Below are 19,685 nucleotides of genomic sequence, written 5' to 3'. Positions count from 1 at the left end.
GGGCTGTGTCGTTTTGCGCATTGGTGAGTTCTAGCCACGCGCGAGGTTGGGCAAAGGGGTTCTTTGTCTGGCATTTCAAATTGGGGACCTTCGGGGCCCTACAACCATCTCGGCACCATCACGACGGGGCTGGGGACAAGCAAAACGGAAGACAGAGAACATGGCACTCAAGTCGTACAAACCGACGACGCCAGGCCAGCGTGGGCTGGTACTGATCGACCGTTCGGAGCTTTGGAAAGGCCGCCCGGTCAAATCCCTTACACAGGGTTTGACCAAATCTGGCGGTCGGAACAACACCGGACGGATCACAATGCGTCGCACAGGCGGTGGGGCAAAGCGCCTTTACCGTATCGTCGATTTCAAGCGCAACAAGCTGGACATGTCCGCGGTTGTCGCTCGCATCGAATATGACCCTAACCGGACCGCATTCATCGCACTGATCCAGTACGAAGACGGCGAACAGGCTTACATCCTGGCCCCACAGCGTATCGCTGTTGGCGACAAGGTGATTTCCTCGGCCAAGGCCGACATCAAGCCTGGGAACGCTATGCCATTTTCGGGCATGCCAATCGGTACAATCGTTCACAACATCGAAATGAAGCCAGGCAAAGGCGGCCAGATCGCACGCGCCGCCGGTACCTACGCACAGTTCGTAGGCCGTGATGGTGGATACGCTCAGATCCGTTTGTCCTCGGGCGAACTGCGTCTGGTGCGTCAGGAATGCATGGCCACCGTTGGTGCCGTGTCCAACCCTGACAACTCCAACCAGAACTACGGTAAAGCGGGCCGCATGCGTCACAAGGGTATCCGCCCTTCGGTACGTGGTGTTGTTATGAACCCGATCGACCACCCTCACGGTGGTGGTGAAGGCCGTACATCGGGTGGTCGTCACCCTGTTACGCCTTGGGGCAAGCCCACAAAGGGTGCAAAAACCCGCAACAAGAACAAAGCGTCCAGCAAGCTTATCCTACGCTCGCGCCACGCCAAGAAGAAGGGGCGTTAATAGATGTCTCGTTCAGTATGGAAAGGTCCTTTTGTTGACTCTTATGTCCTCAAGAAGGCCGAAGCCTCCCGCGAAAGCGGTCGCAGCGAAGTGATCAAAATCTGGTCGCGCCGTTCCACGATCCTGCCACAGTTTGTTGGCCTGACGTTCGGCGTGTACAACGGTCACAAGCATATCCCAGTAAACGTCAGCGAAGAAATGATCGGTCAGAAGTTTGGTGAGTATTCGCCAACTCGCACCTATTATGGTCACGCAGCTGACAAAAAAGCGAAGCGGAAATAAGCCATGAGCAAGGATAAAAATCCCCGCCGCGTGGCTGACAACGAAGCCCGTGCAAAACTGCGCATGCTTCGCACAAGCCCGCAGAAACTGAACCTCGTCGCCGCGATGATCCGTGGCAAGAAGGTAGACAAGGCCCTGACGGACCTGACCTTCTCGAAAAAGCGGATCGCACAGGACGTGAAGAAATGCCTTCAGTCCGCCATCGCGAACGGCGAAAACAACCACAACCTTGACGTGGATGAACTGGTCGTTGCCGAAGCATATGTCGGCAAGAACCTGATCATGAAACGTGGTCGCCCACGTGCGCGTGGCCGTTTCGGCAAGATCATCAAGCCGTTTTCGGAAATCACGATTGTCGTGCGTCAAGTTGAGGAGCAAGCCTGATGGGTAACAAAGTAAATCCGATCGGTATGCGTCTTCAGGTCAACCGCACCTGGGACAGCCGCTGGTACGCCGATACGAAGGACTATGGTGATCTTCTGCTCGAAGACCTCGCCATCCGTGACTTCATCAAGAAAGAATGTGCACAGGCCGGTATCGCCCGTGTGATCATCGAACGCCCACACAAGAAGTGCCGCGTCACGATTCACACAGCGCGCCCCGGTGTGATCATCGGCAAGAAAGGTGCAGACATCGAAGGTCTGCGTCAGAAAATCGCCAAGATCACCAAATCTGACCTGCACCTCAACATCGTTGAAGTGCGCAAGCCAGAGCTGGACGCAGCCCTTGTTGGTGAATCCATCGCACAGCAGCTGGAACGCCGGGTCTCTTTCCGTCGCGCCATGAAGCGTGCGGTACAGAACGCCATGCGTATGGGTGCCCTGGGTATCCGTGTGAACGTTGCTGGCCGTCTGGGTGGTGCAGAAATCGCGCGTACCGAATGGTACCGTGAAGGCCGCGTGCCGCTCCACACTCTGCGTGCCGACATCGATTACGCGCATGTTGAAGCGTCGACCGCTTACGGCATCATCGGGATCAAAACCTGGATCTTCAAAGGCGAGATCATGGAACATGACCCGGCTGCGCGTGACCGCAAGGCACAAGAAATGCAAGACGGCCCAGCACCACGCGGTGCCGGCGGTCGTCGCTAAGGGGGAATGAAAGATGCTACAACCAAAGCGTACTAAATTCCGCAAGCAGCACAAAGGCCGTATCAAAGGTGTGGCAAAGGGCGGGTCTGACCTGAACTTTGGTACCTACGGTCTGAAGGCTCTCGAGCCCGAGCGTGTGACTGCACGTCAGATCGAAGCTGCTCGTCGTGCCATGACGCGTCACATGAAGCGTCAAGGCCGTGTCTGGATCCGTATTTTCCCGGATGTTCCTGTCACCGCAAAGCCCATCGAAGTTCGTATGGGTAAAGGTAAAGGTTCCGTGGATCGTTGGGTCTGCAAGGTCAAGCCAGGCCGTGTTATGTTCGAAATCGACGGTGTCGCCGAGGACGTTGCACAAGAAGCTCTGCGTCTTGCCGCGATGAAGCTGCCTATCAAAACCCGCGTCGTTGTACGCGAAGATTGGTAAGACCTTCGCTTCGACATCTGTCGGAGGAATGAATAGAATAGCCCCCGCTGAGACATCAGCGGGGGCTTTTGTTTTTGTCGGTCGGTGCGGGGTTTAGGTAAACAGCTTGGCGCGGCGGCGTGCCAGGTTCTGCCAGACCATCGCGATGACAATGGTCATGCCCACGTGGCCCACGAAGGATGACTGCGTGTAGGTGCCAAAACCCATCATGAAGCTACGCCCCATCAGCGGTGCCAAAATGCCTTGGGCGACAAACCACAAGATGACGCCGGCCAGGGCACCCGCGCCGATATAGCCGAACTGTGTCATCCGCTTGGTCAGATAGACCACCGCTGCAAATCCTAACGCGCCAATCAGGAAGTGGACGGCGAAGGCCGCGCCGTAAGCCAGGTCGAGGCCCAAAAGCTTTTTGCTTAGCCCGATGACCAGGTTCGCGGGTTCTAGCTTGACGCCGAACAGGGCGGGAGAGGCGAGCCATGCGTAGGCCTCGAATGTGAGTTCGCCGATCAGACCGGCAAGGGCAAGGGCGGGCAGGGGGCTTTGGTTTGGGGTATCCACGTGGGGCTTCCTTATGTGCGCATCGTTTACGGTAACGGGGTCGAGATGGCACCGGGGCACATGCAATCCTAGTCACAAGCTGCTGAACCCGCGGTGACGTGATCCAGCCCGCGATTTTTGAAACATTAATGCATGATGAATAAGCGGCGGCAGGGTCTAGCCAGCGCAAGGCGTGGCGCATAGGCTCGGGCTAACCTGCCTATAGGAGCTGACATGAAACATGTGCCCAAGCCCACCACCGACGAAGACCTGATCAAAGCATTTCTTGAGAAGGGGGGTACGATCAAAAAGGGCAAGACCAAGCCGATGCCGGATGATCTGGGGCTTAGCAATAATCAGTGGGGCAATAAGCTGACCAAAGAGGAAAAGGCCGCGATCAAAGAACAAGAGGCGGCGCGCAAGGCAACGCCGCCCAAACGTGGTTAACCCCAGGCGTAGTTGAACGAGACCGAGATGCGATCGTCTTCGGACATGTTCATCGGCACTTCGTGCCGCAGCCAGCTTTCCCAAAGCAGCACGTCGCCGACGACGGGTTCCGCATAGACGAACTGGCGCAGCTCCCGCGGAGCGTCTTTCTTGCGACCGGGGGCAGCCATCATCATCGGCAGCCGCGGATCTTCGAGCTTAAGCGCGCTCGTGCCTTCGGGCATCGCCACATAGGTCGTGCCGGAGATCACCGAATGGGGATGGATATGCGCCGTATGGATACCGCCTTCGGGTAGGATGTTAATCCAGAGATCTTCCAGCTTGAGCTTGCGCCCGTCCAGATCAAACGCCAGTTCCTTTGCAAAAGCTTTGACGTGTTTATCCAGCGCTTTCTTCACCGTCTTGAAGATCGGGAAGCGCCACGGCAGATCGGTGAGCGACGCATAACTGGTGTAACCCGGGAAATCATGTTCCTCGCACCATTCCTGCCCGGCCTCGTCATCCTCGGCGATGGACAGGCACGCGGCCTCCAGCTCGGCCGGATCAACGGGTTGACCGTGCTCGGACAGGGCGGCGCGGTAAAGACGGGTGACGAAAAGGGATTCTATCTGTGACATAGGGCCGTTCTATATCAGCCTGTTCTGGGTGGCGATACGGTTTTATAGAAAGCTTGCTTGCCAAACAGGGGTAGGGCCTGTAGAGGAACCTTTCACATGAACTCCACCAGAATCATGGTCACCCATAAGGGGCCTACTGGTGATGTCGAAAGGAAGAGGCGATGAACGCCAAAGAACTGCACGACAAGACGCCGGATCAACTCCGCGATGAGCTTGTTAACCTGAAAAAAGAATCCTTCAACCTGCGTTTTCAGCAAGCCACAGGCCAGCTGGAAAACTCCGCACGTTTGAAGACCGTTAAGCGTGACGTCGCACGTGTCAAAACCGTTCTGAACCAGAAAGCCGCTGCCGCGGCATCTGCTGAATAATAGGAGCCTGAGAGTATGCCCAAACGTATCCTGACAGGCACCGTGACAAGCGATGCCAACGCACAGACAGTAACCGTTTCCGTAGAGCGTCGCTTTACGCACCCGGTTCTGAAGAAAACCATCCGTAAGTCCAAAAAATACCGGGCGCACGATGAGAACAACACATTCAAAGTGGGCGATGCTGTTCGCATCATCGAATGTGCACCAAAGTCGAAAACCAAACGTTGGGAAGTGCTGCAAGCCGCTGAGGCTTAAGGTACTGCTCGCTCGGACCTGAGGTCCTTGTTTCCCTTGACTCTGAGGGCGCCAAGGCCCAAAGGCACGAGCGAGATGCCCATTTCGGGCAGACCAATATAATCGAAACCCTGGGGTTAGGGCACGCATCGCCCCCCAGAAGGTCGGGAGAAACCAAATGATCCAGATGCAGACCAACCTGGATGTTGCTGACAACAGCGGCGCGCGCCGTGTTCAGTGCATCAAGGTATTGGGTGGTTCCAAGCGTAAATACGCATCCGTCGGCGACATTATTGTCGTGTCGGTCAAGGAAGCCATCCCTCGCGGTCGTGTGAAAAAAGGTGACGTGCGTAAAGCCGTCGTCGTTCGCACTGCCAAGGAAGTTCGTCGTGAAGATGGCACAGCCATCCGTTTCGATCGTAACGCCGCCGTCATCCTGAACAACTCGAATGAACCTGTAGGTACACGTATCTTCGGGCCAGTTGTTCGTGAGCTGCGCGCCAAAAACTTCATGAAGATTATCTCGCTTGCGCCGGAGGTGCTGTAATGGCTGCTAAACTTCGCAAAGGTGACAAAGTCATCGTGCTTGCTGGCAAGGACAAGGGCAAGACGGGTTCCATCTCGTCCGTTGACCCAAAGGCCAACAAAGCAATCGTAGATGGTATCAACATGGCAATCCGCGCCACGCGTCAGTCCCAGACGTCGCAAGGCGGCCGTATTCCCAAAGCGATGCCCATCGATCTGAGCAACCTGGCGCTGGTTGATGCCAACGGCAAAGCAACCCGCGTTGGCTTTAAAATCGAAGGCGACAAAAAAGTGCGCTTTGCAAAAACCACGGGGGACGTGATCGATGCTTGATAACGCAACATACACACCCCGCCTGAAGGGCGAATACGCGGACAAAATCCGCGCTGCTCTGAAGGAAGAGTTCGGTTACAAGAACGAAATGCAGATTCCGCGTCTGGATAAAATCGTTCTGAACATCGGCTGTGGTGCAGAAGCTGTTCGTGACAGCAAGAAAGCCAAATCCGCACAGGAAGACCTGACAACAATCGCCGGCCAAAAAGCGCTGACAACTGTTGCCAAGAAATCCATCGCTGGTTTCCGCGTACGTGAAGACATGCCTTTGGGTGCGAAAGTGACCCTGCGTGGCGAGCGTATGTACGAATTCCTGGATCGTCTGATCACGATCGCAATGCCTCGTATCCGCGACTTCCGCGGCATCAACGGCAACAGCTTTGACGGCCGTGGCAACTACGCCATGGGCTTGAAAGAGCACATCGTGTTCCCCGAAATCGACTTTGATAAAGTTGATGAGACTTGGGGAATGGACATCGTGATCGCCACCACGGCGAAAACCGACGCTGAAGCGAAGGCACTGTTGAAAGCGTTCAACATGCCCTTCACATCGTAAGCGCGGGGAGGATTTAGATATGGCTAAGAAATCCATGATCGAGCGCGAAAAGAAGCGCGAAGCACTGGTCAAGAAGTACGCTGCCAAGCGCGCTGCCTTGAAAGAGATCGTAAGCGACGAATCCAAGCCGATGGAAGAGCGTTTCCGCGCCTCCCTGAAGCTGGCAAAACTGCCTCGCAACTCCAGCGCTGTGCGTCTGCACAACCGCTGCCAGCTGACAGGCCGTCCACACGCTTACTACCGTAAACTGAAAATTTCGCGGATCGCGCTGCGGGACCTTGGCTCTTCGGGCCAAATCCCCGGCATGGTCAAGTCGAGCTGGTAAGGAGCGCATCAGATGAACGATCCTATCGCAGATATGCTGACACGCATCCGTAACTCTTCGCTGCGCGGCAAATCCACCGTTATGACACCAGCTTCCAAGCTGCGTGCATGGGTTCTGGATGTGCTTGCAGACGAAGGCTACATCCGTGGCTACGAAGCAAAAACGGGCGCCGATGGCCACCCCGCGATTGAAATCAGCCTCAAGTACTACGAGGGCGAACCTGTTATTCGCGAGCTGAAGCGGGTTTCCAAGCCCGGTCGCCGCGTCTACATGGGCGTCAATGACATTCCTGTTGTCCGTCAGGGCCTTGGTGTGTCGATTGTCTCCACCCCCAAGGGTGTGATGTCGGATCAGAATGCACGCAGCCAGAACGTTGGCGGCGAAGTGCTCTGCACCGTATTCTAAGGAGAGCAAAATGTCTCGTATTGGTAAAAAACCGGTCGACCTGCCAAGCGGTGTTACAGCATCCGTGAGCGGCCAGACCATCGAAGTCAAAGGCCCCAAGGGAACACGTTCCTTCAAGGCAACTGACGACGTTACATTGGCTGTCGAAGACAACGTGGTCACCATCACACCACGCGGCAAATCCAAGCGCGCACGCCAGCAGTGGGGCATGAGCCGCACAATGGTAAGCAACCTGGTTGCCGGCGTCACCGAAGGCTTCAAAAAAGAGCTTGAGATCCAGGGTGTTGGTTATCGTGCTGCCATGAACGGCAACACGCTGAAACTGAACCTGGGCCTGTCCCATGATGTTGACTATGTGGCACCCGAAGGTGTGACAGTCACAGCCCCGAAACAGACCGAGATTGTGGTAGAAGGCATTGACGAACAGCTTGTTGGTCAGGTCGCTGCGAACATCCGCGCATGGCGCAAGCCCGAGCCCTACAAGGGCAAAGGCATCCGCTATAAGGGTGAGTTCGTCTTCCGCAAAGAAGGCAAGAAGAAGTAAGGATCGCACAGATGGCAAACAGCAAAAGACAACTGTTTCTGAAACGCCGCCTGCGCGTTCGGAACAAACTTCGCCGGGTCAACGCAGGGCGTCTTCGCCTCTCCGTTCACCGCTCGAACAAAAACATCAGCGCCCAGCTGATCGACGACGTAAACGGGGTCACATTGGCTTCCGCGTCCTCGATGGAAAAAGACTTGGGCGTTGTTGGCAAGAACAACATCGAAGCAGCGACCAAGGTTGGTTCGGCGATCGCCGAGCGTGCCAAGAAGGCCGGTGTAAGCGAAGCATATTTCGACCGTGGCGGTTTCCTGTTCCACGGCAAGATCAAAGCTTTGGCCGATGCAGCCCGTGAAGGCGGTCTGAAAATCTAAGCGAACGTAGGCGGCGCGGGTCTCGCGCCGCCTCGATGATCCGGGGGCTTTGCCCACTTGGATTGACTCTATGACGCGCGCAAGCGCAGCACCAAAAGGATGATGCCGCATGGCAAGAGATGACAACCGGGGTGGCAACCGCCGCAACCAACGCGACGAGACACCCGAATTCGCCGACCGCCTCGTGGCGATCAACCGCGTTTCCAAAACCGTTAAGGGTGGTAAGCGCTTTGGCTTCGCTGCACTTGTCGTTGTTGGCGACCAAAAGGGCCGCGTAGGCTTCGGCAAAGGTAAAGCGAAAGAGGTTCCAGAAGCCATTCGCAAAGCCACCGAGCAAGCTAAGCGCCAAATGATCCGCGTTCAGCTGCGCGAAGGCCGCACTTTGCACCACGACATGGAAGGCCGTCACGGCGCCGGTCGCGTTGTAATGCGCACAGCACCAGAAGGTACCGGGATCATCGCCGGTGGTCCAATGCGTGCCGTATTCGAAATGCTGGGTGTTAAGGACGTTGTATCGAAGTCCATCGGGACCCAGAACCCTTACAACATGATCCGCGCCACCATGGACGGCCTGAAAAAAGAATCTTCGCCACGTGCTGTTGCTCAGCGTCGCGGCAAGAAAGTTGCAGACATTCTGCCCAAGCGTGAGGACAATGTTGAATCGTCCGCACAAGTCGCTGAGGAGGCATAAGCATGGCTAAGACGATCGTAATCAAGCAGGTTGGCTCGCCAATCCGCCGCCCCGCCGACCAGCGCGCTACGTTGATTGGTCTGGGTCTGAACAAAATGCACCGTGTGCGTGAACTGGAAGACACACCTTCCGTTCGCGGCATGATCCGCAAGATTTCTCACATGGTTGAGATCATCGAAGAAAAAGGCTGAACGCTTTCCTAGAAAGCTAGAGACTTTATAATGGTCTTGTTGCTCGGTATCGACGCCCCGTGGGAAACTACGGGGCGTTTTCATTTGTCTCGGGCACCTGGGAGTTGGGGCAGGGCTTGAAACCTTCAGGCCTCCCGTCTATACGCCCCCAGTGGCCACCAATCCGCCACAAGAATCATGCAACGCCGCGTTTGGCCGCTCCCGTCGCTGGGGGCCACATCCGGCAAAAGGAGAAGCGACATGAAACTTCATGAACTGTCTGACAACGAAGGCGCCACCAAGAAACGCAAGCGCGTAGGCCGTGGTCCTGGTTCCGGCACCGGTAAAATGGGTGGCCGTGGTATCAAAGGTCAGAAATCCCGTTCGGGTGTATCGATCAACGGTTACGAAGGCGGTCAAATGCCCTTGTACCAACGTCTTCCAAAGCGCGGCTTCACCAAGCCAAACCGGAAGTCCTATGCCGTTGTAAACCTGGGCCTGATCCAGAAATTCATCGACGCCAAAAAGATCGACGCCTCCGCTGCGATCACCGAGGACGCCCTGATTTCCTCCGGTCTGGTTCGTCGCAAGTTGGACGGTATCCGCGTTCTGGCCAAAGGCGATTTTAACGCCAAGGTTGAACTGCAGGTATCCGGTGCATCCAAATCCGCGGTTGAAGCCGTAGAAAAAGCGGGCGGCAAACTGACCGTCACAGCACCTGCCGCGGCAAACGCAGACGCGTAACCCGACCTTTTGCCTTGTGAGCGGGACGCGTCCCGCTTACATAGTCAATCGAGTTTTCCCAAATGCCGCCCGCCGGAAAACGGCTTGGGCGGCGTTTTTGCAAAGAAAGAGCCCTATATCATGGTATCAGCCGTCGAAAGCATGGCCGCCAACACCAGTTGGTCCGCGTTGGGCAAGGCGACAGACCTGCGCAACCGGATTCTATTCACTCTGGGGTTGTTGATCGTTTATCGCCTTGGCACGTTCATTCCGGTTCCCGGGATCGACGGCACCGCCCTGCGCCAGTTTATGGAAAGCGCGGGTCAAGGCATCGGCGGCATGGTTTCCATGTTCACCGGCGGCGCGCTTGGCCGTATGGGGATCTTTGCCTTGGGTATCATGCCCTACATCTCTGCATCGATCATCGTTCAGCTGATGACCTCGATGGTGCCCGCGCTAGAGCAGCTCAAGAAAGAGGGCGAGCAGGGGCGCAAGAAGATCAACCAATACACCCGCTTCGGTACGGTGGCTCTGGCGACGCTCCAGGCCTATGGCCTGGCTGTCTCCCTTGAGGCCGGCGATATCGCCGCTGATCCGGGCATGTATTTCCGCATCGCTTGTATGATCACGCTGGTCGGTGGCACGATGTTCCTGATGTGGCTGGGTGAGCAGATCACCGCACGCGGCATCGGTAACGGTATCTCGCTGATCATCTTTGTTGGCATCATCGCCGAGGTTCCTGCCGCGATCGCGCAGTTCTTCTCTTCGGGTCGTTCTGGTGCGATCAGCCCCGCGATTATCGTTGGCGTGCTGGTTATGGTTATCGCGACGATCATGTTCGTCGTCTTTATGGAACGCGCCTTGCGCAAGATCCACATCCAGTACCCGCGCCGTCAGGTTGGGCAAAAGATGTACGATGGCGGTTCTTCGCACCTGCCGGTCAAGGTAAACCCCGCCGGTGTTATCCCTGCGATCTTTGCCAGCTCTTTGTTGCTGCTGCCGGTCACGATCAGCACGTTCTCGGGCAATTCTACCGGTCCGGTGATGTCGGTTCTGCTGGCCAACTTCGGCCCCGGCCAGCCGCTGTACCTGCTGTTCTTTGTCGCGATGATCGTCTTCTTTGCGTATTTCTACACGTTCAACGTCAGCTTCAAACCTGACGAGGTTGCGGACAACCTGAAGAACCAGAACGGTTTCGTCCCCGGCATCCGCCCCGGTAAGAAAACCGCTGAGTATCTGGAATATGTCGTGAACCGCATTCTTGTGCTCGGGTCGCTTTACCTCGCGGCTGTTTGTATTCTGCCCGAAATCCTGCGCGGCCAGTTTGCGATCCCGTTCTACTTTGGCGGTACGTCGGTGCTGATTGTTGTGTCCGTGACCATGGACACGATCCAGCAGGTACAAAGCCATTTGCTTGCACATCAGTATGAAGGTCTGCTTGAACGTTCCCAGTTGCGCGGTAAGTCTGGCAAACCACGGAAAAAACGGAGCCCGGTACGTCGATGAACATTATTCTCTTAGGACCACCCGGAGCGGGTAAAGGTACACAAGCGCGTCATCTGGTTGAGACACGCAATATGGTACAGCTTTCCACTGGTGACATGCTGCGTGAAGCCAAAGACAGCGGGACCGAGATGGGCAACATGGTTGCCGATGTTATGGCGCGCGGTGATCTGGTGACCGACGAGATCGTGATCGGCCTGATCCGCGAAAAGCTGGAAGACACCACTGACCACGGCGGTTTCATCTTTGACGGTTTCCCACGCACGCTGGCGCAGGCCACCGCGCTTGGTGAGCTGCTGGAAGCGACGGGCAAGCCATTGGATCACGTGATCCAGTTGGGCGTGGATGACGAGGCGCTGGTCGCCCGTATCTCTGGTCGGTCCACCTGCGGCAACTGTGGCGAAGTCTATCACGACGTGACCAAGCCGCAGCCAGCCGACGGGAAGTGCGAGAAATGCGGCGCGTCTGACTTCAAACGCCGTGCAGACGATAACGAGGAAAGCCTCCGCAATCGTTTGATGGAATACTACAAGAAGACCTCGCCGCTGTTGGGCTATTATTACGCCCACAACATGCTCACGCGGGTTGACGGTCTGGCGGACATTAAAGAGGTGCAGAACAGCATCGCCAAGGTTCTGGACGCTTAATGCAACCTTACGACCGATAGGCAACGGCGCGCTTTTCGAAGCGCGCCGTTTTGCTATTATATGGGGCAGGGTGGGGTGCTTTCAGATTGAAAGGGATATCCATGCGGCGTTCAGCCGCTATGGGTTGACGCGCCGGTCAATTCCTCATAACCAGCCGTATCTCGTAAGAGAATCGAATTGCAACGGGCACCGATCACGCCCTGCGCATGAACACCTGATCAGCTGGAGCCCGACGGCACATTCGCCTCGGGCTTCACGTTGTGAAAAAAGGGTCTGGCATGACGGACCCGCAACGAAAAGGAAGCACACACGTGGCACGTATTGCCGGCGTAAACATCCCGACTGCAAAGCGGGTTCCAATCGCCCTCACATATATCACCGGTATCGGTAACTCCTCCGCAGCTGCAATCTGCGAAGCTGTTGGCATCGATTCCACACGTCGTATCAACGAACTTTCGGATGCTGAAATCCTGAAAATCCGTGAGTATATCGACGAAAACTACACCGTCGAAGGTGACCTGCGTCGCGACACGCAGATGAACATCAAGCGTCTGATGGACCTTGGTTGCTACCGTGGCCTGCGCCACCGTCGTAACCTGCCGGTTCGTGGTCAGCGTACCCACACCAACGCTCGTACGCGCAAAGGCCCTGCAAAGGCCATTGCCGGTAAGAAGAAGTAAGGGAGGGTCTGATCAATGGCACGCGAAAAGACAAAGACGAAGCGTAAGGTTTCCAAGAACATCGCCGCAGGTGTGGCGCATGTTAACTCCAGCTTCAACAACACAAAGATCCTGATCTCTGACGTTCAGGGTAACGCAATTTCCTGGTCCTCCGCAGGCACCATGGGCTTTAAAGGGTCGCGTAAATCGACACCTTACGCGGCTCAGATGGCTGCTGAAGATGCAGGTAAAAAAGCCCAGGACCACGGCGTGAAAACGCTGGAAGTCGAAGTGCAAGGCCCCGGCTCCGGCCGTGAAAGCGCCCTGCGCGCGCTGGCAGCTGCCGGGTTCAACATCACATCGATCCGTGACGTGACCCCAATGGCGCACAACGGCTGCCGCCCTCCGAAACGCCGCCGCGTCTAAGAGTATAAGTTACAAAAGGGGCCGCGCCTTTGCGCACGGCCTCTTACTGCTTTGTTGAAACCTCGGGAGTTCTTCGCCATTTGGACATGGGGCGCAGAACAGGAATGGAGGGACGTATGATCCACAAAAATTGGGCTGAATTGATCAAGCCACAGCAGTTGGACGTCAAGCCGGGCAATGACCCTGCACGTCAGGCTACTGTCATCGCCGAGCCGCTGGAGCGTGGCTTTGGTTTGACAATGGGCAACGCGCTGCGCCGCGTTCTGATGTCGTCGCTGCAAGGTGCCGCCATCACATCTGTACAAATTGATAATGTTTTGCACGAATTTTCGAGCGTTGCGGGTGTTCGCGAAGATGTCACCGACATCGTTCTGAACCTCAAAGGCGTTTCCCTGCGCATGGAAGTCGAAGGGCCCAAGCGCCTGTCGATCTCTGCCAAGGGGCCGGGTGTTGTCACTGCTGGTGATATCTCCGAAAGCGCTGGTATCGAAATTCTGAACCGCGATCACGTGATCTGCCACCTGGATGACAACGCTGACGTCTACATGGAACTGACGGTTAACACCGGCAAGGGCTATGTTGCGGCAGACAAGAACAAGCCAGAAGATGCGCCCATCGGTCTTATCCCGATCGACGCGATCTATTCGCCGGTCAAGAAAGTGTCCTATGACGTGCAACCGACCCGCGAAGGTCAGGTGCTGGATTATGACAAGCTGACGATGAAAGTCGAAACAGACGGCTCCATCTCTCCTGACGATGCCGTGGCCTTTGCTGCGCGTATTCTGCAGGATCAGCTGGGCATCTTCGTCAACTTCGACGAGCCTGAATCCGCATCGCGTCAGGACGACGACGACGGTCTGGAATTCAACCCGCTGCTGCTGAAGAAAGTAGACGAGCTGGAACTGTCCGTCCGTTCGGCAAACTGCCTGAAGAACGACAACATCGTTTACATCGGCGATCTGATCCAGAAGACCGAAGCCGAAATGCTGCGCACGCCGAACTTTGGCCGCAAGTCCTTGAACGAGATCAAGGAAGTGCTGTCGGGCATGGGCCTGCACCTTGGTATGGACGTCGAGGACTGGCCACCAGACAACATCGAAGACCTCGCGAAAAAGTTCGAGGATTCGTTCTAAGAGATTTGTCGGGTGGGGTTTCCCCGCCCGACAATACGACCGGGCATCGGCCCCAAGGAGAGTTGGCGCTACGCACGCCAGCCAGACAAAGTAAAACCGCCCGTAGAGGGCATTAAATTGGAGACTAGAAAATGCGTCACGCACGTGGTTACCGCCGCCTGAACCGTACACATGAGCACCGCAAGGCGTTGTTCTCGAACATGGCAGGCTCGCTCATCGAACATGAGCAAATCAAAACAACATTGCCAAAAGCCAAAGAATTGAAGCCAATCATCGAAAAGATGATCACATTGGCAAAGCGCGGCGACCTGCACGCGCGTCGTCAGGCTGCAAGCAAGCTGAAGCAAGACCAGTATGTCGCGAAACTGTTCGACATCCTGGGCCCACGCTACAAAGACCGTCAGGGTGGCTATGTCCGCGTTCTGAAAGCGGGCTTCCGTTATGGCGACATGGCACCTATGGCCATCATCGAATTCGTAGATCGCGACCGCGACGCGAAGGGTGCAAACGACAAGGCGCGCGTAGCGGCCTATGAGGTTGCCGAAGACTAAAGCGACCTGCTTTTGTTAAGAATTCTGAAAGCCCCTGCCAACGCAGGGGCTTTTTGCTTTTATGCCTTCGGCGAGGATTTAAATCCATTTGGAACTCGGGTGTTGCGCAAGGGCCTATGGCTGCGCATATCTGGGGGCATGAGAATACTTCTGATCCTGCTGACCGTTCTGTCTTTCCCTGCCGCTGCGCAAACTGTGCCAAGCTCTGCCGCGCAGATCCAGTTGAGCTTTGCGCCGCTGGTGCGAGAAGCCGCGCCCGCCGTGGTGAACATCTACGCCCGCACCATCGTCGAGCAAAGCCGCACGCCGCTGCAGGCTGATCCCTTCTTTGAACGTTTCTTCCGACGGCCAGACGCCGGCCGCCCGCGGGTTCAGAACTCGCTCGGGTCCGGCGTGATCCTGTCGGAGGATGGGATTGTGGTGTCGAATTATCATGTGGTCGGGATGTCGACGGACATTCGGATCGTCCTGTCGGACCGTCGCGAGTTTTCCGCCCGTGTGCTGCTGAGCGATGCAGAGAGCGATCTGGCTATCCTGAAAATCGATGACGTCGACGGGCTTACCCCTTTGTCGTTGCGCGATAGCGATACCGTCGAGGTCGGCGAGTTGACGTTGGCCATCGGCAACCCCTTTGGGGTCGGGCAAACGGTGAGCAGCGGGATCGTGTCAGGCCTTGCGCGGTCTGGCGGTATGAACGGTGGCGGGCAGGGATACTTCATCCAGACGGATGCACCGATCAACCCGGGCAACTCTGGTGGTGCGTTGATCGACGTAGAGGGGCGGTTGATCGGGATCAACACCTCGATCTTGACACGCTCTGGCGGTTCAAACGGGATTGGCTTTGCGATACCTGCCAATTTGATCGCGGCGTTCATGGCGCAGGCGCGCGACGGGGTCGTTGAATTTACCCGACCTTGGGCGGGGATGAGCGGGCAGCCGGTGGACGCGGATATGGCGGGCCCTCTGGGGCTGGACAGGCCTGGTGGCATCATCGTGTCTGGGATGCACCCTGCCAGCCCGTTTCTGAAGGCCGGTGTGGCTGTCGGCGATGTGATCACGGCGGTCGATGGGCAAGAGGTACATACACCCGCCGAGATGATCTACCGCATGAGCGTGGCCGGGATGGGGGCGCAAGCGCGGATCACGCGGCTGCGCGATGGCGCGGTGGAAGAGGTTGAGGTCGCCTTGATCGCCGCACCGGAAGAGCCATCGCGTGCCGCGCTCACGCTGGATGAAAGCAGCTTGCTACCGGGGTTGGCGTTGGCGCGGATCAATCCTGCTGTGATGGCTGAATTGAACCTCCCGCTTGAGGTCGCGGGTGTGGCGGTGATGGATACCGGGCCCTATGGTGCGCGCGTGGGGTTGCGGCAGGGGGATGTGATCTTGGCCGTGAACGGGGCCGAGGTGCAAACACCGTCGGATGTCAGCGACCAGATGGCGGGCAGCCGTCAGGTGTCGATGGTGGTGCAGCGTGGCGTGCAGCGTCTGTCGCTGCAATTCCGGGTCTAGCGCGATGGCGGACCTATTTGGATCGGACGCGCCGGCTGTGGAAAGCGGGCACCGCCCGTTGGCCGACCGGCTGCGCCCGCGCAGTTTGGGCGAGGTCATCGGTCAGTCACAGGTGCTGGGGCCGGACGCGCCGCTGACGGTCATGCTGCAGTCGGGGTCGCTGGGGTCGCTGATTTTCTGGGGGCCGCCCGGCGTTGGCAAAACGACGATCGCGCGACTTCTGGCGGATGAGACGGACCTGCATTTCGTGCAGATCAGCGCGATTTTCAGCGGTGTGCCTGAGCTCCGCAAGGTCTTTGATGCGGCGAAAATCCGACGACAGAACGGGCAGGGGACACTGCTGTTCGTGGACGAGATCCACCGCTTTAACAAGGCGCAGCAGGACGGCTTCCTGCCTCATATGGAGGATGGAACGATCCTGCTGGTCGGGGCCACGACCGAGAATCCATCGTTCGAGCTGAACGCCGCTGTGCTGAGCCGATCGCAGGTTCTGGTGTTGGAGCGCTTGCCGCTGGCTGATCTGGAGCGGCTGGCCCAAAGGGCCGAAAAGGAACTGGGTCGTGGCTTGCCATTGGACGGGCCTGCGCGTGAAAACCTGCTTGAGATGGCTGATGGCGACGGGCGTGCGTTGCTCAACCTGATAGAGCAAGTCGCCGCTTGGAAGGTCGAGGGCAAGCTGGACGGCAAGGCCCTCTCGGCGCGTTTGATGCGGCGCGCGGCGCAATACGACAAAGGGGGGGACGCGCATTATAACCTCATCTCAGCGCTGCATAAATCCGTGCGCGGCTCTGACCCTGACGCGGCGCTGTACTGGTTGGCGCGGATGCTGGAGGGGGGCGAAGACCCGCGGTATCTGATGCGCCGGATCACGCGCATGGCGGTCGAGGATATCGGGCTTGCCGATCCGCAGGCGCAGTCTGTTTGCCTGCAATCGTGGGAGACATACGAGCGGCTCGGCTCGCCCGAAGGGGAGCTGGCGATTGCGCAGGCGTTGACCTATCTCGCGCTGGCCCCGAAGTCGAACGCGGCCTACGTGGCCTATAAGGCAGCGCGGCGTGCGGCCAAGCAAACCGGGTCCTCTTTGCCGCCCAAGCACATCATGAACGCGCCCACCAAGATGATGAAAGAACAGGGCTACGGCGCGGGGTATGCCTATGACCATGATGCCGAAGACGGGTTTTCCGGCCAGAACTACTTTCCCGACGGGATGGAGCGACCGCAATTCTATCAACCTGTCGAACGAGGCTTTGAACGTGACCTGAAAAAACGCGTCGATTATTTCGAAAAGCTGCGGGCAACGCGGAAAACTTGACATTCGGGGCGTGAACCGTGAGAGACCGCAGATGATTTCAACCCTGTCCCTTGTCGCTATGGGCGGCGCGATCGGTGCCTCCTTGCGGTATCTGTTTGGTGTCGCCGTGACGCGGCTGGTCGGGCTATCGGATTTTCCGATCGCGGTCCTGACGGTCAACATCATCGGGTCGTTCTTGATGGGCCTCTTTGTGGTGTGTGCCGCACAAAAAGGGCTGACGCAGATCAGCCCGTTTGTGATGACCGGCGTGCTTGGCGGCTTTACAACGTTCTCGTCCTTCTCGCTCGAGACGGTCACGTTGATGGAGCGCGGCCAGATCGGGGCGGCAGGGATATATGTGGCACTGTCCGTCGGGCTATCGGTGCTAGGATTAATGCTGGGCCTTTTCGTGGCCAGAGGGGTATTTGCATGAGCCGGGTTCAACATCTGGTCGTAGAAGAAGGCGACGGGGAACAACGGTTGGACCGTTGGTTCAAACGGACCTTTCCGTTGATTGGCCAAGGGCTGATCGAAAAGATGTGCCGGAAAGGTGACATCCGTGTTGATGGGGGGCGGGTCAAAGCCTCTACTCGGCTTGAGGTCGGGCAGACCGTGCGTATCCCGCCGCTGCCTGATGAAAAGGCTCCGCCGCCGCCCAAGCGCACGCGGATATCAGAGGCGGATACCAAGTTTATCCGGTCTTGTGTGATCTATCGCGACGATCACATCATCGCGCTAAACAAACCGCCGGGGCTGCCGGTGCAGGGCGGGTCTGGTCAATCGGACCGCCATGTCGACGCGCTTGCCGATGCTTTGATGTTCGAGCTTGATGAAAAGCCGCGCCTTGTGCACCGGTTGGATAAAGACACCTCTGGCGTGCTGATCATGGCCCGGACACGGTCAATTGCCGCCGCGCTGACAGCGTCGTTCCGCCATCGCGAAACCCGCAAGATCTACTGGGCTGCGGTCGCGGGCGTCCCGCATCCGCGCAACGGGACGATCAAATTCGGGCTGGTCAAAGCCTTCGGTCACGGCGCCCGTGGTGAGGGCGAAAAGATGTACTGCGTCCACCCGAAAGACATGGAAACAACCGAAGGCGCCAAGCGCGCGACCACCGATTATGCGACCCTCGCACAGGCCGGTAAGCGGACCTGCTGGATGGCGCTGATCCCTGTGACGGGCCGGACGCACCAGCTACGTGCGCATATGGCTGAAATCGGGCATCCCATTGTCGGAGATGGAAAATATGGCGGTTCAGGTCAGGAGAACATGGGCGACGGATGGGGCGCGCAACTGGGGGGTGATATCTCTAAGAAGCTGCACCTGCATGCGCGATCCCTGACGCTGGAGCATCCTGTCACCAAGGCGCGACTGAACCTCACGGCCCCGCTGCCGGACCACATGGCGCGCACCTGGGACACGTTCCAGTGGGTACCCTCCGACGTGCCTGCTGACCCGTTCGAGGAGGATTGGGGGTGAGCGATTGGAAAGCGAAACGTTTCTGGAAAGAGGCGGCCGTTGTCGAGGCGGAGGGTGGCTATACTGTCGAGCTTGACGGGCGCGGGATCAAGACGCCGGCCAAACGTGCACTGGTGGTGCCAACCCGCGCTATGGCGCAGAAAATCGCTGCTGAGTGGCAGGCACAGGACGGGGTGATCAACCCCGACACCATGCCCGCCACCAAAACCGCCAATGCCGCGATCGACAAGGTTGCGCTGCAACATGCCGAGGTTGCGGATATGTTGGCGGCCTACGGCGACTGTGATCTGCTGTGCTATCGCGCGGATAGCCCGGCTGAGCTGGTCGCGCGGCAGGCCGAACAATGGGACCCCATGCTGGATTGGGCCCGCGAGGCTTTGGGCGTGAGCTTGCAGACCCGAGTGGGGATCATGCACGAACCCCAGTCACCTGCGGATGTCGCACGCCTGTCCGCGCGCACCCATGCGTTAAGCAACTTTCAACTCGCTGCCTTTCACGACCTTGTGAGCCTGTCTGGCTCGTTGATCTTGGGCTTTGCGGCGGCGCTTGACGCAAAGGAAGCGGAATCGATTTGGGAAATTTCGCGTCTGGACGAGATTTGGCAGGCCGAACAGTGGGGCAATGATGACGAGGCAGACGCCTTGGCCGCAGTGAAAAAGACTAGTTTCTTACACGCTAAGTTGATGTTTGACCTGAGCGTGCCCGAATAGGTTTCACGGTGACCCCAATACATAGGATTGAGGGCATTTTTTAAGCACACTGACTTGACGTTCCGGCGTAAATTCGCCCAAACTCCCTTCCACTGACGGGGATAACCCCGCCAAAACATCTCCGGTCC

31 protein-coding genes are annotated in these 19,685 nt (G+C 57.5%); 29 read left to right on the top strand and 2 right to left on the bottom strand.

Features of this window, described 5'->3' with window-relative positions; genetic code table 11:
- Positions 1-160 precede the first annotated feature (160 nt).
- From rplB to rplP, 5 genes are read left to right on the top strand one after another with little or no spacing between them, the layout of a single operon-like run.
- The gene (gene rplB, locus AADW22_RS14035) at positions 161-1,003 is read left to right on the top strand and encodes a 50S ribosomal protein L2 (protein WP_005849835.1); all 843 of its coding nucleotides are present in this window, start codon (positions 161-163) and stop codon (positions 1,001-1,003) included.
- Positions 1,004-1,006: 3 nt separating this feature from the next.
- Entirely contained in the window at positions 1,007-1,285 is a 279-nt protein-coding gene (gene rpsS, locus AADW22_RS14030; protein ID WP_005849833.1) for a 30S ribosomal protein S19, read from the top strand.
- 3 nt (positions 1,286-1,288) lie between these two features.
- Positions 1,289-1,669: a 50S ribosomal protein L22 gene (gene rplV, locus AADW22_RS14025; RefSeq protein ID WP_005849831.1), complete on the top strand. Its 381-nt coding sequence runs from the start codon at positions 1,289-1,291 to the stop codon at positions 1,667-1,669.
- Positions 1,669-2,376, top strand: coding sequence for a 30S ribosomal protein S3 (gene rpsC, locus AADW22_RS14020; protein ID WP_005849830.1), 708 nt, complete (start codon positions 1,669-1,671; stop codon positions 2,374-2,376). The genes rplV and rpsC overlap by 1 nt, the downstream gene beginning before the upstream one ends.
- 13 nt (positions 2,377-2,389) lie before the next feature.
- Positions 2,390-2,803 (top strand): 50S ribosomal protein L16, encoded by a 414-nt coding sequence (gene rplP / locus AADW22_RS14015; protein ID WP_005849828.1) that lies wholly within the window; start codon positions 2,390-2,392, stop codon positions 2,801-2,803.
- Positions 2,804-2,896: 93 nt separating this feature from the next.
- Here the strand turns inward: rplP and AADW22_RS14010 are convergent, their stop codons facing one another.
- The gene (locus AADW22_RS14010) at positions 2,897-3,361 is read right to left on the bottom strand and encodes a hypothetical protein (protein WP_407473931.1); all 465 of its coding nucleotides are present in this window, start codon (positions 3,359-3,361) and stop codon (positions 2,897-2,899) included.
- A 213-nt stretch (positions 3,362-3,574) separates the two neighbouring features.
- Here AADW22_RS14010 and AADW22_RS14005 point away from each other — a divergent pair, with 213 nt between their 5' ends.
- Positions 3,575-3,787, top strand: a complete 213-nt coding sequence (locus tag AADW22_RS14005; RefSeq protein ID WP_005849822.1) for a hypothetical protein — start codon at positions 3,575-3,577, stop codon at positions 3,785-3,787.
- On the opposite strand, the gene AADW22_RS14000 is transcribed toward AADW22_RS14005, so the two are convergent.
- Entirely contained in the window at positions 3,784-4,404 is a 621-nt protein-coding gene (locus tag AADW22_RS14000; RefSeq protein ID WP_009825297.1) for a TIGR02466 family protein, read from the bottom strand. The two genes, AADW22_RS14005 and AADW22_RS14000, sit on opposite strands and share 4 nt — an antisense overlap.
- A 161-nt stretch (positions 4,405-4,565) precedes the next feature.
- On the opposite strand from AADW22_RS14000, the gene rpmC reads away from it, so the two are divergent.
- The 23 genes from rpmC to AADW22_RS13885 all read left to right on the top strand — a co-directional run bounded on the left by rpmC (position 4,566) and on the right by AADW22_RS13885 (position 19,557).
- Positions 4,566-4,772 (top strand): 50S ribosomal protein L29, encoded by a 207-nt coding sequence (rpmC, locus tag AADW22_RS13995; protein WP_005849818.1) that lies wholly within the window; start codon positions 4,566-4,568, stop codon positions 4,770-4,772.
- A 15-nt stretch (positions 4,773-4,787) separates the two neighbouring features.
- Positions 4,788-5,027 (top strand): 30S ribosomal protein S17, encoded by a 240-nt coding sequence (gene rpsQ, locus AADW22_RS13990; protein WP_005849816.1) that lies wholly within the window; start codon positions 4,788-4,790, stop codon positions 5,025-5,027.
- A gap of 157 nt (positions 5,028-5,184) precedes the next feature.
- Positions 5,185-5,553 (top strand): 50S ribosomal protein L14, encoded by a 369-nt coding sequence (rplN, locus tag AADW22_RS13985; protein ID WP_005849814.1) that lies wholly within the window; start codon positions 5,185-5,187, stop codon positions 5,551-5,553.
- On the top strand, positions 5,553-5,864 hold the full coding sequence (gene rplX, locus AADW22_RS13980; RefSeq protein ID WP_005849812.1) for a 50S ribosomal protein L24: 312 nt from the start codon (positions 5,553-5,555) through the stop codon (positions 5,862-5,864). Before rplN ends, rplX begins: the two co-directional genes overlap by 1 nt.
- Complete coding sequence (gene rplE, locus AADW22_RS13975; protein ID WP_005849810.1) at positions 5,857-6,420, top strand: 50S ribosomal protein L5; 564 nt, start codon at positions 5,857-5,859, stop codon at positions 6,418-6,420. Before rplX ends, rplE begins: the two co-directional genes overlap by 8 nt.
- Before the next feature lie 19 nt (positions 6,421-6,439).
- Positions 6,440-6,745 (top strand): 30S ribosomal protein S14, encoded by a 306-nt coding sequence (gene rpsN / locus AADW22_RS13970; protein WP_005849808.1) that lies wholly within the window; start codon positions 6,440-6,442, stop codon positions 6,743-6,745.
- A 12-nt stretch (positions 6,746-6,757) separates the two neighbouring features.
- The gene (gene rpsH, locus AADW22_RS13965) at positions 6,758-7,150 is read left to right on the top strand and encodes a 30S ribosomal protein S8 (RefSeq protein WP_005849806.1); all 393 of its coding nucleotides are present in this window, start codon (positions 6,758-6,760) and stop codon (positions 7,148-7,150) included.
- Positions 7,151-7,160: 10 nt separating this feature from the next.
- The gene (gene rplF, locus AADW22_RS13960; RefSeq protein ID WP_005849804.1) at positions 7,161-7,694 is read left to right on the top strand and encodes a 50S ribosomal protein L6; all 534 of its coding nucleotides are present in this window, start codon (positions 7,161-7,163) and stop codon (positions 7,692-7,694) included.
- An 11-nt stretch (positions 7,695-7,705) separates the two neighbouring features.
- Positions 7,706-8,065 carry a 50S ribosomal protein L18 gene (rplR, locus tag AADW22_RS13955; RefSeq protein ID WP_005849801.1) on the top strand — a complete coding sequence of 120 codons (360 nt, stop codon included), beginning with the start codon at positions 7,706-7,708 and terminating at the stop codon, positions 8,063-8,065.
- Positions 8,066-8,174: 109 nt separating this feature from the next.
- A complete protein-coding gene (rpsE, locus tag AADW22_RS13950; protein ID WP_005849799.1) occupies positions 8,175-8,756 on the top strand; it encodes a 30S ribosomal protein S5 in 582 nt (193 codons plus the stop codon).
- Positions 8,757-8,758: 2 nt separating this feature from the next.
- On the top strand, positions 8,759-8,947 hold the full coding sequence (rpmD, locus tag AADW22_RS13945; protein WP_005849797.1) for a 50S ribosomal protein L30: 189 nt from the start codon (positions 8,759-8,761) through the stop codon (positions 8,945-8,947).
- 240 nt (positions 8,948-9,187) lie between these two features.
- Positions 9,188-9,670 carry a 50S ribosomal protein L15 gene (gene rplO, locus AADW22_RS13940; RefSeq protein ID WP_005849796.1) on the top strand — a complete coding sequence of 161 codons (483 nt, stop codon included), beginning with the start codon at positions 9,188-9,190 and terminating at the stop codon, positions 9,668-9,670.
- A gap of 120 nt (positions 9,671-9,790) precedes the next feature.
- Positions 9,791-11,155, top strand: coding sequence for a preprotein translocase subunit SecY (secY, locus tag AADW22_RS13935; RefSeq protein ID WP_037945112.1), 1,365 nt, complete (start codon positions 9,791-9,793; stop codon positions 11,153-11,155).
- Positions 11,152-11,799 carry an adenylate kinase gene (locus AADW22_RS13930; protein ID WP_407473930.1) on the top strand — a complete coding sequence of 216 codons (648 nt, stop codon included), beginning with the start codon at positions 11,152-11,154 and terminating at the stop codon, positions 11,797-11,799. The genes secY and AADW22_RS13930 overlap by 4 nt, the downstream gene beginning before the upstream one ends.
- 311 nt (positions 11,800-12,110) lie before the next feature.
- Positions 12,111-12,479: a 30S ribosomal protein S13 gene (gene rpsM / locus AADW22_RS13925; RefSeq protein WP_005849790.1), complete on the top strand. Its 369-nt coding sequence runs from the start codon at positions 12,111-12,113 to the stop codon at positions 12,477-12,479.
- 15 nt (positions 12,480-12,494) lie between these two features.
- On the top strand, positions 12,495-12,884 hold the full coding sequence (rpsK, locus tag AADW22_RS13920; protein ID WP_005849789.1) for a 30S ribosomal protein S11: 390 nt from the start codon (positions 12,495-12,497) through the stop codon (positions 12,882-12,884).
- 116 nt (positions 12,885-13,000) lie between these two features.
- Positions 13,001-14,017, top strand: a complete 1,017-nt coding sequence (locus tag AADW22_RS13915; protein ID WP_005849787.1) for a DNA-directed RNA polymerase subunit alpha — start codon at positions 13,001-13,003, stop codon at positions 14,015-14,017.
- A gap of 131 nt (positions 14,018-14,148) precedes the next feature.
- Positions 14,149-14,568 carry a 50S ribosomal protein L17 gene (gene rplQ / locus AADW22_RS13910; protein ID WP_005849785.1) on the top strand — a complete coding sequence of 140 codons (420 nt, stop codon included), beginning with the start codon at positions 14,149-14,151 and terminating at the stop codon, positions 14,566-14,568.
- 138 nt (positions 14,569-14,706) lie between these two features.
- A complete protein-coding gene (locus AADW22_RS13905; protein ID WP_184581467.1) occupies positions 14,707-16,077 on the top strand; it encodes a trypsin-like peptidase domain-containing protein in 1,371 nt (456 codons plus the stop codon).
- Between the two features lie 4 nt (positions 16,078-16,081).
- A complete protein-coding gene (locus tag AADW22_RS13900) occupies positions 16,082-17,389 on the top strand; it encodes a replication-associated recombination protein A (protein ID WP_260003735.1) in 1,308 nt (435 codons plus the stop codon).
- Between the two features lie 31 nt (positions 17,390-17,420).
- The gene (gene crcB / locus AADW22_RS13895; protein ID WP_039911526.1) at positions 17,421-17,801 is read left to right on the top strand and encodes a fluoride efflux transporter CrcB; all 381 of its coding nucleotides are present in this window, start codon (positions 17,421-17,423) and stop codon (positions 17,799-17,801) included.
- Positions 17,798-18,847, top strand: a complete 1,050-nt coding sequence (locus tag AADW22_RS13890; RefSeq protein WP_407473929.1) for an RluA family pseudouridine synthase — start codon at positions 17,798-17,800, stop codon at positions 18,845-18,847. The genes crcB and AADW22_RS13890 overlap by 4 nt, the downstream gene beginning before the upstream one ends.
- Positions 18,844-19,557, top strand: a complete 714-nt coding sequence (locus AADW22_RS13885; RefSeq protein ID WP_407473928.1) for an ATP12 family chaperone protein — start codon at positions 18,844-18,846, stop codon at positions 19,555-19,557. Before AADW22_RS13890 ends, AADW22_RS13885 begins: the two co-directional genes overlap by 4 nt.
- Positions 19,558-19,685: the final 128 nt, after the last annotated feature.

This window comes from Sulfitobacter sp. PM12, assembly GCF_045586035.1.
In the GTDB taxonomy this organism is placed as follows: Bacteria; Pseudomonadota; Alphaproteobacteria; order Rhodobacterales; family Rhodobacteraceae; genus Sulfitobacter; species Sulfitobacter pontiacus.
This window is presented reverse-complemented; position numbering and strand designations above follow the sequence as displayed.